We start from the raw sequence: 13,202 nt of genomic DNA, 5'->3' as shown, positions 1-13,202 counted from the left end.
GTGATAATTTTTGCTTATAGAATCGTGAAATATTTACCTAGAAAGACTTTGAGGACTATTTTGCTGAAGAAACTATCAGTATAGACCCCGTTTCCACACAGAAACCAGAAGAGCCAATTCTAGACGAACTTTTCCAGGTAATACCCCCAATTAAGATTTTATTAAGAGTTCATTCTCGCACCTCTAGAAGTTTAAACCATGTCACTCGCTGAGTTAATTCCTCTGGTCAACAATCTGAGCCAGTCAGACAAATTATCACTCTTTAAAGTCCTAGCCACACAAATCCCAGACGCTGAACTACAATTCATCTTCTCCGCATCAGAGTACCCAATTTTGTCCCCCTACGACGCAACGGCAACTGCAAACATTCTGATGCAGATGATTCAGGATGACCAAGGGGCATCTGCTCATGCCTAGTACAGTTGAGTTTCCCTTTTCTGAGGATGAGGCATTACCGACAATAGACATCTCCAAAAATTATAACCCAGTCACAGCTTGCTTTCGGTTTATGTACTAACTAAACAGTTCAATGGCTGTAATGTATATCTATCGTTGCTAATTCAATTTTACTGAAAAAATATGAGGCAATTAAAATAATTTTTATTCGGGTAGATTCCTTAACTAGAAAGACTTTTAGTCTTGAGATTATATTAGGTCGAGGTCTAATTCCTATCATTTTCAGTATCGTGCTTGTGTTTAGTATTGATGGAGAAAAGTAATGCTAATTTTTTTGAGAAAATTAGTTAAACCATGATTATAACATATAATTAATTTGCAAGAGTTATAGTTAACTTGGTTAGGGCTATGGATTTATTAAAAAATCGTTTTGTGCAGTCGTTGGGAGTCGGGGCGTTTTTTTACCTCCTAATGCTTTCCTTAAATTGGGTGGTGTTGTTCACCCTGAGAATTCTTGAATCTTTTTCTAGTTGGTATCGATACCGCGCCGCTCCCTATTCCTTCCAAATCAGTATCGGGGTGACGCTGGCCTATTTGCTGATCACGGCCGTCTTGAGTAGCCGGCGTGATTAGATACCGTTGCTGCAGCGTTGTCGGCTGTAAAACGTAGTCCAGTAGGGTGCGTTAGACGGCAAAAATTGCTGCTCTGACTGGAAGGTGACAATCCGTCGTAACGCACCACCTCTCATCAACATTTACTCATACCGACGGTTACGTTTGCGGATAATCCCAGTGACAATCCGTCGTAACGCACCACCTATCATCAACATTTACTCGTACCGGCGGTTACGTTTGCGGATAATCCAGAGGATAAACCAGATAACCAGGACAAGTAGGGCTATTTTTGACACGGGAGCCAGATATTCTTCCACAAGGGGGTAATTTTTCCCTAAAAAGTAACCTGCTGCCGTTAAAAAAACGACCCAGAGGGTCGTGCCGATGGTGGAGTAAACTAAAAAGGGAATCATCGCCATGTGATTCATCCCGGCGGGTAGGGAAATCAAAGTTCGTACTCCGGGGACTAAACGACAGAGTAAAACCGCTTTACTACCGTGACGGTTAAACCATTGATTAGCTTTTTGAATATCTTTAGCGGAAACGGTAATCCATTTGCCGTATTTATCGGCTAGTTTTTCGATTTTTTCCTCATCCACAACCCGACCGAGATAATACCAAGGTAGCGCTCCGACTACGGTTCCGACAATCCCCGCTACCACTGCCGGAATAAATTGCATTTGTCCCTCATGGACGGTAAAACCCGCCAGGGGCATAATTAATTCCGAGGGAATGGGAGGAAAAAGATTCTCTAAAAACATTAATAGGGCTATGCCTAAATAGCCCATAGAAGTCATTGTATTTGTAATCCATTCAGTCATAATTTTTTAGGATTTAGAAAACAGTTTAAAAGTAAAAAAAGGGGGTTGGGTGTTAGGGGTGGGGAAGTGGGGAAGTGGGGAAGTGGGGGAGTGGGGAAGTGGGGAAGTGGGGAAGTGGGGAAGTGGGGGAGTGGGGAAGTGGGGGAGTGGCAAGAATAAATCAAAGCAATCTCCTGACGACCGACTCCTGACGACCGACTCCTGACGGCTAAAAAACTGATGACTGAAAACTGATAACTGATAACTGATAACTGATATTAGGTTCCGGAAGTCCAGGAGTTGATATATTCTAATTGGGCTTCGGTGAGAGTATCGATTTCAATCCCCATGGCTTGCAGTTTCAAACGGGCGATTTCTTGGTCTAATTCGTAGGGAATTGAGTAGATGCCGGGGGCTAATTTACCTTTATTTTTAACCAAGTATTCTACACCGATCGCTTGGTTAGCGAAACTCATATCCATAACGGCGCTAGGATGACCTTCGGCGGCCGCGAGGTTAACTAGGCGACCTTCACCGATAACAACGACGGATTTACCGCTTTTTAGTCTATATTGTTGGGTAAAGTTGCGAACTTCCTTAACATTATCGGCTTTTGCGCCTAAAGCTTGCAGGTCGATTTCAATATCAAAGTGACCGGAGTTGGAAACAATCGCCCCATCTTTCATCAGGTCAAAATGTTCAGCCCGGATAACGTGCTTGTTACCAGTAACGGTGATGAAGATATCGCCTTCTTTAGCGGCTTCATCCATGGGCATAACCCGGAAACCGTCCATCGCCGCTTCAATGGCGCGCACGGCGTTGATTTCGGTGACAATTACATTAGAGCCTAAACCTTTGGCCCGCATAGCGACACCTTTACCACACCAACCATAACCAGCCACAACCACGGTTTTACCGGCGAGGAGGATATTGGTGGCGCGAATGATGCCATCAAGGGTAGATTGACCTGTACCGTAGCGATTATCAAAGAAATGCTTGGTTTCTGCGTCGTTAACGTTCATTGCGGGGAAGGATAACACCCCGGCTTTGAGCATCGCTTGCAAACGGACGATACCGGTGGTAGTTTCCTCGGTAGTACCGATAATGTCGGGTAATTGGTGACTTCTTTCTTTAACCAGGGTGGCTACCACATCACAACCATCATCGATGATAATCTGGGGTTTATGATCGAGGGCGATTTGAACGTGACGGTGATAGGTGTCGTTATCTTCCCCTTTGATTGCATAAACGGGGATACCGTAATCAGCCACTAAACAAGCGGCCACATCATCTTGGGTGGAAAGGGGATTACTAGCAATTAGTAACGCATCAGCGCCACCGGCTTTTAGTGCGATTGCCAAATTAGCGGTTTCGGTGGTAACGTGGCAGCAAGCGACTAAACGCAGTCCAGCAAAGGGTTTTTCGATGGCGTAACGTTCGGCTAATTGACGCAAAACGGGCATTTCCCGACCGGCCCATTCGATGCGCTGTTTGCCGATGGGGGCTAAACTAATATCTTTGATGTCGTATTTCTGTTGAACTGGTGTTGCTACCATAAGGGGTTTTCCTTAAATACAAGCCTCGGCTATTGGTTAATTTAACTTAACATTGTCTGGGGATTTTGGCTAATGTCAAGCTTTTCACCGGTTTTTTATATAGGAAAAAGTTATCAATCCCTCACTGACCTATCCAGAACTCGGTACATTGTCTCTATTTTGGGTAATTATATAGTACAATAAAACTACTGTATGATCTAAATCAAGCTAGAAATCTCTATCTCGTGATGATAAGATCGACTAATGGGCGAGAAACTGACAGGCGTTAATCCCAAGATAATCCAATGGGCAAGAGAAAGGGCGAGATATTCTCTTGAGTCTGTGGCACTCAAGTTTAAAAAAGATGTTTCTGTTATCGAGAAATGGGAGTCAGGAGAGGACTTTCCTGCCTATAGTCAATTGGAAAAGTTAGCAGAAATATATAAACGTCCTCTCGCTTTATTCTTTTTCCCAGAACCTCCCCTAGAAGCGGAGGAAAAACAAGAATTTAGAACTTTGCCAGACTTTGAAATCGAAAACCTGGCCGCCGATACTATCTATGCTTTACGACAAGCAAAAGCGATGCAATTGTCGCTACAGGAAATTAATAATGGTATTAATCCTAGTACCAAGAAAATCTTTCAGGATATTGCGGTTAGTTCTAGTGATGATTTAAGGAGATTAGCCGAACAGATAAGAAATTATTTAAACGTTACTCTAGAAGAACAACTGACCTGGAATGATCAGGAAACTGCCTTAAAAAAATGGCGGAGTGCCGTGGAAGAAGCCGGTATTTTTATTTTTAAGCGTTCTTTTAAGCAGCGAGAAATTTCGGGATTTTGCTTGATAGATATTGAATTTCCGATCATCTATATTAATAATAGCACGGAAAAATCTAGACAAATATTTACCATTTTTCATGAATTAGCACATATTCTTTTGCAGACTAATGGAATTACTAAGTCTGACGATAGATATATTAATAGTTTGCAAGGAGAAAATAAATATATCGAGATATTTTGTAATAAATTTGCTGCGGAGTTTTTGCTTCCTAATCATGTCTTTTCTGAGATAATCAGAGAAACAATAGTTAACGTTAACGATAACGATAAAATTATCTCGAAAATTTCCAGTGATTATAAGGTTAGTCGAGAAGTAGTTTTACGAAAACTATTAGATAATAACTTAATCTCCCAGAAAGAATATACTCTTAAAGTAAGGGAGTGGTACAGTGAGCAGGTGGGAAAAAGTCAGGACAAAAATAAAAAATCTGGAGGTGATTACTATGCTAATCAGGCGACATATTTGGGAGAAAATTACCTAAAACTTGTGTTCAAGAAATACTATCAAGGCCAATACGATATCGAGCGTGTTGCTGATTATCTAAACATTAAAAAAGTTGCTACGGTGGAAAAACTTGAACAATATTTATTAGACAAAGGACTGTTTTGATGGTTTACATTTTTGACACAAGTAGTTTTAAGGTCTTAGGAAACTATTTTCCCAAAAGTTTTCCTACCGTTTGGCAAAAAATCGATTTGATTGTGTCAGAAGGTAAACTACAATCAGTACGCGAAGTGCTTAAAGAAGTAGAATATGGCAATAATAAACAATTTGTTTTAGATTGGATAAACTCCAATAAACAAATATTTTTACCACCCACTGCTCAGGAAACTTTATTTATTCCTGAAATTTTTTCTATAAGAAACTTTAAGGATTTAGTGATTCAAAAAGCCAGATTACAAGGAAAGCCAGTGGCAGACCCATTTATTATTGCCTGTGCCAAGATAAAAGACGGTTGCGTAATTACCGAAGAAGCCTTAAAGCCTAATGCTCCCAAAATCCCCACCGTCTGTCAACACTTTTCTATCGATTGTACCAATGTTCAGGGTTTAATGGAGCGAGAAGGTTGGCAATTTTAAAACTAAAATTAATGGATAAATTGCCAATAAATTTATATGTTGAAAAGGCTTTTTCTGGAAAACTAATAACCATGTTCAGCCAGAAATTCTAGGCTAATCTCGCTAGGAGGGTGATAAGAGCGCATTCCTAACAATTTTTCCACATATTTGCCTAAAATATCCCCTTCTAGATTCACCCAATCGCCTAATTTTAAATGGGAAAGATTGGTTTCGGCGTAGGTGTGGGGGATGACAGCCACTTTAAACCAGCTGCCGGAGGCATCACAATCGGCCACGGTTAAACTAATGCCATTAACAGCTATACTGCCCTTACCGACGATATAACGAGCTATGTAGTTATTCCACTGCTCTTCTAGGGAACTAGGGGCAGCAAAGGTCATTTCCCACGAATTAGCCACGATTATCGATTCGACTAAACAGCCAATACCGTCCACATGACCGGTGACAAAATGACCGCCGATTTTACTACCCACCCGCAAAGAGGTTTCTAGGTTAACGTTGGGTTCTGTTTTAATCCTTCGTCCTAAAGTAGTGCGCTGTAGGGTTTCCGGGGAAGCGGTGGCCAGAAAACCCTCTGGGAGAATTTCCTCGACTGTCAAACAAACCCCATCCACAGCCACACTATCACCAATCATTAAATCTCGGATAATTGTATCAGAGGATACAGACAAATAAAGTCTATCGGTATCCACGACCCGGATTGTTGCCAAGGCTTGAATTAATCCTGTAAACATCGGCTTTTTTCTCGACTATAAGTCCTTATGAGTGAAAGATTGGGCATTTTCCCCAGAATAATCGGCGACAATATGACCATCTCCGGCTAATTGATATTTGTAGGTCACTAATCCCTCTAATCCCACCGGACCACGGGGAGGCATTTTTTGGGTACTGATACCCACTTCGGCCCCAAAACCGTAACGGAAACCATCGGCAAATCGGGTGGAACAATTATGAAAAACTCCGGCGGCATCGACTCGATCGCTAAAGGTTTTGGCCGTGTTAAAATTTTCGCTGACAATGCCTTCCGTGTGTCGAGAACCGTAATAATTAATATGTTCGATCGCTGATTCCAGACTATCGACAATTTTAATTGACAGAATTAAATCACTATATTCGGTTTGCCAGTCCTGTTCTGTGGCCGATGGTACGTTAATCATCTGACGAGTTGCTTCATCTCCCAATAATTTAACCTTTTTTTCCTCTAATGCTTGTGCCACTGCGGGTAAAAATTGTCTAGCGATGTCTTGATGAACCAATAAAGTTTCAATGGTATTACAAGCGGCAGGATATTGGGTTTTGCCATCGACGGTAATTCTAATTGCTTTGCTTAAATCGGCTTCTTTGTCGATGTAGAGATGACAGATACCATCGGCATGACCGAGGACAGGAATGCGGGTATTATTTTGGATATAACGAACAAATTCGTTAGAACCTCTAGGAATAATTAAATCGATGTATTGATCGAGTTTTAAGAGTTCCTGAATTTCTTCTCGTGTTGTTAATAATCGTACCGCTGCTGGATTAACTTTAGTTTGACTCAATGCCTGATGAATAATTGTTACTAAAGCTTGACAAGAACGGATCGCTTCTTTCCCCCCTTTTAAAATAACGCCATTACCAGATTTAATCGCTAAACTGGTAATTTGAATTAAAGCATCGGGACGAGCTTCAAAAATAACGCCTAAAACCCCTAAAGGACAGGTTATTCTCCGAAGAATTAAACCTTGATCTAATTCCCGATTAATTTGCATCGTAGCTAAAGGATCTGCTAATTTAGACACATCTCGCACCCCGGCAATAGCGGCTTTTAATTTGCTGGGACTTAACTCTAATCGCGCACATAAAGCCGGAGATAATTGCATCGCTTTGGCAGTTTGAACATCGGCGATATTAGCTTCTAGTATCTGATCAGCATTGGCAGTTAAAGCCTCAGCAATAGCCTCTAAAGCTTCATTCCTTTCTTCGTTAGTCAGGATAGCCAGTTGACGACTCGCTTGACGGGTTTCTCTGGCGATTTCGGGGAGGGATAGAGAAGTTGTAACCATAGAAAATTAAAAGTAATGGTTCTTCGGTTTGTGTTATGTAATGGACGGGGGTTATAAGAGATGGAACCCTTATAGAGAAAGACATTGGACGATTTTTGTCAATTGTTTTTGATCTAGAGCGAGCTAATCAGTTAAATCTTTTGCCAGATAAGGATTTAGTCGATTTATGCCCCCCTATCGAACCATAACAAGTAACGAAGAGCCAAAGTAATAACCGCTATCTTGTTTATTTTATCTTATTTTTGATCAAGTTTCAGGGTCATTACACCTCATTGTAAAAATCAAAAATTGTTGTTAGGGTTAGGAGTCAGTAGTCAGGAGAATTAAGAATGAATAATAATCAATTAAATGGTCTATTTACGGATTTTAGGCAATTTAATCCTTATTTTTGCCGTTTTTGAACCCTCAAAAATTAATTAGTCAAGAGGTTTATTGAAGGTTAAGTAGGTAGGCGTTAAAAGTTATCAGATCCCCCCGCCTATCGGCACCCCCCTTATCAAGGGGGGCAGGGGGGATCGAACCTAAAATCCATTTTTAATTTAATTATAACCAGCTACTTATCAACCCTTGTCATGATCATCATAAATCTAGTTAACTAGAAAAAATAGCCGAAATTAGTGATTTTTCTATCCTATATCTGTAGAGACATTATAGTTAACATCCCTACAGAATCTAGACTATCTAGACCGGATTGGCAATCAGACAGTTAGATACCTCTTGACGCGCCCAATTATCGGCGGCTAAAATGTCATCTAGGCTAGGGGTAGAAGTGTTATGAATTGCAAAGCGATCGCAAACTTTTTCGATCACCCGGGGAATATCTAAGAAGCTAATCTTTTCTTCTAAAAATAACGCTACCGCTTGTTCATTAGCCGCGTTTAATACTGCTGGCATTGCCCCACCTGCGCGGCCGGCTGCGTAGGCTAATCCCATACAGGGATATTTTTGATGATCGGGTTCTTTGAAGGTTAAACTGCCGGCTTTAACTAAATTTAAAGGTTCCCAATCCGTATAAATTCTTTCAGGCCAAGACAAAGCATATAACAGGGGTAAACGCATATCGGGCCAGCCTAACTGGGCTAAAACTGAGGTATCCTGTAACTCAATTAAAGAGTGAATAATACTTTGGGGATGAATAACAATATCGATCGCATTATAATCGACACCAAATAAATAATGAGCTTCGATAACTTCTAGACCTTTATTCATCAAAGTAGCCGAATCGATGGTGATTTTTCTGCCCATCGACCAGTTAGGATGTTTGAGGGCATCAGCTACGGTTACTTGCGGCAATTTTTCCACCGGTAAATCCCGAAAAGCACCCCCAGAAGCGGTGAGAATAATCTTTTTTAATCCCCCGGTGGGAACTCCCTGTAAACATTGAAAAATAGCTGAATGTTCCGAGTCAGCAGGTAATAATTTAACTCGGTGTTTTTCCACCAAAGGCAGCACCACTGGACCGCCAGCAATCAGGGTTTCTTTATTAGCGAGCGCAATATCTTTACCAGCAGTAATAGCGGCAATTGTCGGCAGCAATCCCGCACAACCGACAATTCCCGTGACGACGCTTTCGGAATCGCCATAACGGGCCACTTCGATTACTCCTTCCTTTCCTGCTAGGATAATCGGCGTATAGTCAAGGTCGGAAATTAGGCTTTTTAGGTCTTCTAGTTGACTTTCGTTATTAATCGCCACGATTTGCGGGCGAAATTGCCGAATTTGCTCCGATAGTAGTTGAATATTATTACCCGTGGCTAATCCCACCACTTGAAACTTATCGGGATGATCGGTGACAATATCGAGAGTTTGAGTTCCGATCGAGCCTGTAGAGCCTAAAATCGAGATTTTTTTCATTAGAAACTTACTATAATTTGGGGATTAGCTTTAAATATACGTTCTCTGGGGTCTTTCTGGCACATTAGAGTAAATATTAAATATTTGTTAAAAAAGTTGATAGTTTGACCTTTTTATGCTATTGGTTAGAAAAAGTTAGCGATAGAGATGGTGACGGAGAAGAAATCGAATAGAAAGGCCAATGGATTAGGCTGTCTAGCGGGGGGTCTGGTTTTTTGCCTCTTATTTCCCCTGTGTTTTTTCTTTTTTGGTTGGTTATCCTTCGCTCTTGGGATGAGTTGTGCTTTCCCCAGTCAATGTTCGACAGAGGGGGAAATAATCAAGTTTATCCTATCAATGATTTCGTTTTTTGGGGGAGGATTCGCCGTACCTATATTCCTCAGTTGTGCCGTTGGAAAAGCCGTCAGATTTGGGTTAAGTCGGAGAAAAAATAACCGAACTTAAACATAAGTTCGGCTAGATTTAATTTAACAACTGGATAAAACTAACTTTCTGTCGCCGTTGCTGTGGTGGGAGGCAACTTAATATTAGTAGCTAATCCCAGAATTTGCAGCAGACGGATGGTCATCCAAGTCAGGTCAACTTCCCACCATTGTAGGCCATGACGGGCAGAATACTGATAGGCATGGTGATTATTGTGCCAACCTTCACCGAAAGTTAAGAGGGCAACCCACCAACAATTTTTAGAATTATCGTGGGATTCATGGCTAACATAACCGAATTTGTGGGTGGCGCTGTTGACAAACCAAGTAGAGTGGAAAACTAAGACCAAGCGAACAAAAATTCCCCAAATTACAAACGGCCAACCACCCATAGCATAGAGAATTAAGCCTAAAACAATTTGGATAGGAACAAAATAATTTTGACAGAATTTATAGAAAGGATCGTCGGCGATATCCTGGGTAAAACGGGCAATTTCTTCGTCGGCAGGAATTTCGTGTAACATCCAACCCATGTGACTCCACCAGAAACCTTTATTAGAATCGTGGGGATCGGGAGCAGTATCAGAATATTTATGATGAATACGATGTAAACCTATCCATGCGATCGCACCCCCCTGACAAGCGAGGGTTCCGCACAAAACCAGAAAGTATTCTAACCATTTGGGAGTCTTAAAACTCCGATGGGAAACCAAACGATGGAAACCGAGGGTAATTCCTAAACCCCCAGTAATCCAATAGAGAATTAATGTCACTCCCACAGCACCCCAGCTAAAATTGCCAGGCAAGAAGGCTAAAAGAGCCACTAAGTGGATAAAAGCCATGTAGATGAGAGTCACCCAGTCAATGGGCAGTTTTTCGGAAGTCGCAACAGTCATTGAATAACCCAAAGGGAAACAACAGGAGACAGAGCATCATTGTCTTATCTGTCTCGATTTGACACAGGGGGAACTTTGACGCTTAATAAATAGTAACAAATATCACAGTCTATTGTTTGATGGATATCCCCTCTCTACTCCACAGGGCAGAAAAGGCCCTACTCCCCATCTTTTCGGAAATTGACGCACAGGTCAAGGAAAATCTCCGTAAAGTCCTCGGTGCTTTCCGTGAAAACCGCGTCGGAGTGCATCATTTTGCTAGTGTTAGTGGTTATGGTCATGATGACTTGGGACGGGATACTTTAGATCAAGTGTTCGCCCAAGCCCTGGGGGCCGAAAAGGCGGCGGTGCGGGTACAATTTGTTTCAGGAACCCATGCGATCGCCTGTGCCTTGTATGGGGTTCTTCGACCGGGGGATGAGATGTTAGCGGTAGCGGGTGCGCCCTACGATACCCTAGAGGAAGTAATTGGGATTAGGGGCAGTGGTCAAGGCTCTTTAAAGGATTTTGGCGTTAGTTATCGGCAATTAGAGCTAGATTCTACCGGTGCGATCGATTGGTTGGCTTTGGCAACAGCAGTTAAACCCCAAACCCGTTTAGTACATATTCAAAGATCCTGCGGTTATTCCTGGCGATCGAGTTTGTCTATTGACGAAATCGAGAGAATTGTCCGTATAGTTAAACAACAAAACCCGAATACGGTCTGTTTTGTCGATAATTGCTATGGAGAATTTATCAACACCCAAGAACCCACCGACGTGGGGGCAGATCTGATGGCCGGTTCTCTCATTAAAAATCCAGGAGGTACAATCGTCACGGCCGGGGGATACATAGCAGGTAAAGCGGAATTAGTGGAAATGGCCTGCTATCGTCTGACAGCACCGGGGATCGGTAGCGAGGGAGGGGCAACTTTTGACCAAAATCGTCTCCTTTATCAGGGATTGTTTCTAGCGCCGCAAATGGTGGGAGAAGCGATGAAAGGCAGTCATTTAATCGCCTATGTGGGCGATAAGTTGGGTTATCCGGTCAATCCCGCTCCTTTTGTGCCTCGACGCGATATTATTCAAGCGATTAAACTCGGTTCCCCCGATAAGCTGATTGCCTTCTGTAAAGCCATTCAAGCCTATTCTCCCATCGGTTCCTACTTGGATCCCATTCCTGCCCAAATGCCGGGCTATGAGAGCCAAGTAGTGATGGCTGGTGGCACGTTTATCGATGGTAGCACCTCGGAATTCTCCGCCGATGGACCCCTACGGGAACCCTATATCGTTTTTTGTCAGGGGGGAACCCATTGGACTCATATTTCCCTGGCCCTAGAACAAGCGATCGCAGCTTTATCTTGAATGGTTCCTCTCACCTTCTTTCTCTCCCCTAGTTAAATTCCTAACTTCCTGTCTTTGTGGTTAACAAAAAGTAAAACGTAGGGTACGTTAGACGGCCAAAATTGCTGCTGTGACTGGAAGGTAACAATCCCTCGTAACGCACCACCTATCATCGACTGTGATTGTGTGATGGACTATGATTGAAGTAACGCACCACCTATCATCAACTAAGTAGCCAATTACAATTAAAGATAAAATACAAAGAACCAGAAGCTTGTCCCACTATCTAAAAATTAATTGAGATTACTTACTTATAATAACAGTGGTACGATAAAACCGATCAAATATCTAAGGAGTTGTCATGAATTACAATCGCAATATAATACCATTAATGGCGGGGGGAATTTTAATATTAGCTTTTACTACCATACTGCGCCCTTTTGCCGTTATTGATACTGGTGAACGCGGCGTTGTCATGTACTTTGGCAAAGTGCAAAAACAAATCCTCGATGAAGGAATTCATCCCGTTATACCGATTGTCACCAAGATCAAGCCCATCAACGTTCGAGTGCAAACAACGGAAGTAAAGGCAAAAGGAGCTTCTAAAGATTTGCAAGATGTGGAAACAACTATTATCGTTAACTGGCACATCGACCCCGACAAAGTCAATCAGATTTATCAACAAGTTGGGGATATCAATGCGATTGTCTCTGGTATTATCAACCCAGCAGTATCGGAAATTGTCAAAGCGGCAACAGCACAACGTCCCGTACAAAATATCTTGCAAGAGCGAGGAGAACTCAAACGTGAAATTGACACTTCCCTCGCCCAAAGATTAAGACGTTATGGGATAATTATCAATGATGTATCTCTCGTTAATTTTGGTTTTTCCGAAGAGTTTAACGCAGCGATTGAAGCCAAACAAGTAGCGGAACAAAAGGCACAAGAAGCTGCTTTTCGCGCACAACAAGCAGAACAGGAAGCGAAAGCGGAAATCAACCGCGCAAAGGGACAGGCAGAAGCTCAAAAACTATTGCGCCAAAACCTAAGTACCTAGGCAAAATTATTTACACATGACGAACATTGCCCCGTAAGGGTTTTAGCTCGATCGGGCAGGTAATTAATTTTGCATGACTACTTAACACCAGAAATTTTACAACAACGAGCAATCGAAAAGTGGGATGGACGTTTTCCTGTCGTCATGGGTGGTTCAGGCTCCCTTCCCCTGATCAACATCGGGTAATGATTCGGTAGTAGTGGTGTAGCCCTCTTGCTTACCTGGTATGAATTGTGTAAAATATTTATTAATAAAAATAATTGGAACCCGATCAGTCTTTAAACCTCTAGCTTGATTATGACTTTTCTGATAAATATCTTTTTCTGGCTCCTGTCTGG

12 protein-coding genes and 1 pseudogene are annotated in these 13,202 nt (G+C 42.1%); 6 read left to right on the top strand and 7 right to left on the bottom strand.

Translation table 11 applies throughout. The features are described from left to right. Nucleotides 1-198: 198 nt before the first annotated feature. On the top strand, nt 199-417 hold the full coding sequence (locus EWV66_RS14690; RefSeq protein ID WP_043999501.1) for a hypothetical protein: 219 nt from the start codon (nt 199-201) through the stop codon (nt 415-417). A gap of 387 nt (nt 418-804) precedes the next feature. Continuing rightward, complete coding sequence (locus EWV66_RS14685; RefSeq protein WP_002763361.1) at nt 805-1,029, top strand: hypothetical protein; 225 nt, start codon at nt 805-807, stop codon at nt 1,027-1,029. Nucleotides 1,030-1,226: 197 nt separating this feature from the next. Here EWV66_RS14685 and EWV66_RS14680 read toward each other — a convergent pair whose 3' ends face one another. Beyond that, complete coding sequence (locus EWV66_RS14680; RefSeq protein WP_002769621.1) at nt 1,227-1,832, bottom strand: DedA family protein; 606 nt, start codon at nt 1,830-1,832, stop codon at nt 1,227-1,229. A 257-nt stretch (nt 1,833-2,089) separates the two neighbouring features. Continuing rightward, nucleotides 2,090-3,367 carry an adenosylhomocysteinase gene (gene ahcY / locus EWV66_RS14675; RefSeq protein WP_002795864.1) on the bottom strand — a complete coding sequence of 426 codons (1,278 nt, stop codon included), beginning with the start codon at nt 3,365-3,367 and terminating at the stop codon, nt 2,090-2,092. A gap of 243 nt (nt 3,368-3,610) precedes the next feature. Between ahcY and EWV66_RS14670 the strand changes: the two genes are divergently transcribed. After that, complete coding sequence (locus EWV66_RS14670) at nt 3,611-4,798, top strand: ImmA/IrrE family metallo-endopeptidase (RefSeq protein WP_287109093.1); 1,188 nt, start codon at nt 3,611-3,613, stop codon at nt 4,796-4,798. Continuing rightward, a complete protein-coding gene (locus EWV66_RS14665) occupies nt 4,798-5,268 on the top strand; it encodes a PIN domain-containing protein (RefSeq protein ID WP_002763355.1) in 471 nt (156 codons plus the stop codon). Before EWV66_RS14670 ends, EWV66_RS14665 begins: the two co-directional genes overlap by 1 nt. Nucleotides 5,269-5,330: 62 nt before the next feature. On the opposite strand, the gene EWV66_RS14660 is transcribed toward EWV66_RS14665, so the two are convergent. The 4 genes from EWV66_RS14660 to EWV66_RS14645 all read right to left on the bottom strand — a co-directional run bounded on the left by EWV66_RS14660 (nt 5,331) and on the right by EWV66_RS14645 (nt 10,485). After that, nucleotides 5,331-6,002: a riboflavin synthase gene (locus EWV66_RS14660; RefSeq protein ID WP_002763354.1), complete on the bottom strand. Its 672-nt coding sequence runs from the start codon at nt 6,000-6,002 to the stop codon at nt 5,331-5,333. 15 nt (nt 6,003-6,017) lie between these two features. Then, the gene (gene proA, locus EWV66_RS14655; RefSeq protein ID WP_002763352.1) at nt 6,018-7,313 is read right to left on the bottom strand and encodes a glutamate-5-semialdehyde dehydrogenase; all 1,296 of its coding nucleotides are present in this window, start codon (nt 7,311-7,313) and stop codon (nt 6,018-6,020) included. Between the two features lie 681 nt (nt 7,314-7,994). Beyond that, complete coding sequence (gene dxr / locus EWV66_RS14650) at nt 7,995-9,167, bottom strand: 1-deoxy-D-xylulose-5-phosphate reductoisomerase (protein WP_002763350.1); 1,173 nt, start codon at nt 9,165-9,167, stop codon at nt 7,995-7,997. A gap of 484 nt (nt 9,168-9,651) precedes the next feature. Beyond that, nucleotides 9,652-10,485: an acyl-CoA desaturase gene (locus tag EWV66_RS14645; RefSeq protein WP_002748596.1), complete on the bottom strand. Its 834-nt coding sequence runs from the start codon at nt 10,483-10,485 to the stop codon at nt 9,652-9,654. Between the two features lie 119 nt (nt 10,486-10,604). Here EWV66_RS14645 and EWV66_RS14640 point away from each other — a divergent pair, with 119 nt between their 5' ends. Next, nucleotides 10,605-11,828 (top strand): methionine gamma-lyase family protein, encoded by a 1,224-nt coding sequence (locus tag EWV66_RS14640; RefSeq protein WP_287109096.1) that lies wholly within the window; start codon nt 10,605-10,607, stop codon nt 11,826-11,828. 340 nt (nt 11,829-12,168) lie between these two features. Further along, nucleotides 12,169-13,050, top strand: a pseudogene (locus EWV66_RS14635) (prohibitin family protein). On the opposite strand, the gene EWV66_RS14630 reads toward EWV66_RS14635, so the two are convergent. After that, on the bottom strand, nt 13,018-13,202 hold a 185-nt coding region (locus EWV66_RS14630), incomplete at its 5' end, for a hypothetical protein (RefSeq protein ID WP_287109098.1). The pseudogene EWV66_RS14635 and the gene EWV66_RS14630 sit on opposite strands and share 33 nt — an antisense overlap.

This window comes from Microcystis sp. M_OC_Ca_00000000_C217Col, assembly GCF_007095585.1.
GTDB lineage: Bacteria > Cyanobacteriota > Cyanobacteriia > Cyanobacteriales > Microcystaceae > Microcystis > Microcystis panniformis.
The sequence above is the reverse complement of the archived record's forward strand: the minus strand, read 5'-3'. Positions and strand labels throughout refer to the sequence as shown.

Coding starts and splice junctions, on each gene's coding strand:
- EWV66_RS14690 (WP_043999501.1), top strand. CDS start 199: ATGTCACTCGCTGAGTTAATTCCTCTGGTCAACAATCTGAGCCAGTCA.
- EWV66_RS14685 (WP_002763361.1), top strand. CDS start 805: ATGGATTTATTAAAAAATCGTTTTGTGCAGTCGTTGGGAGTCGGGGCG.
- EWV66_RS14680 (WP_002769621.1), bottom strand. CDS start 1,832: ATGACTGAATGGATTACAAATACAATGACTTCTATGGGCTATTTAGGC.
- ahcY (WP_002795864.1), bottom strand. CDS start 3,367: ATGGTAGCAACACCAGTTCAACAGAAATACGACATCAAAGATATTAGT.
- EWV66_RS14670 (WP_287109093.1), top strand. CDS start 3,611: ATGGGCGAGAAACTGACAGGCGTTAATCCCAAGATAATCCAATGGGCA.
- EWV66_RS14665 (WP_002763355.1), top strand. CDS start 4,798: ATGGTTTACATTTTTGACACAAGTAGTTTTAAGGTCTTAGGAAACTAT.
- EWV66_RS14660 (WP_002763354.1), bottom strand. CDS start 6,002: ATGTTTACAGGATTAATTCAAGCCTTGGCAACAATCCGGGTCGTGGAT.
- proA (WP_002763352.1), bottom strand. CDS start 7,313: ATGGTTACAACTTCTCTATCCCTCCCCGAAATCGCCAGAGAAACCCGT.
- dxr (WP_002763350.1), bottom strand. CDS start 9,167: ATGAAAAAAATCTCGATTTTAGGCTCTACAGGCTCGATCGGAACTCAA.
- EWV66_RS14645 (WP_002748596.1), bottom strand. CDS start 10,485: ATGACTGTTGCGACTTCCGAAAAACTGCCCATTGACTGGGTGACTCTC.
- EWV66_RS14640 (WP_287109096.1), top strand. CDS start 10,605: ATGGATATCCCCTCTCTACTCCACAGGGCAGAAAAGGCCCTACTCCCC.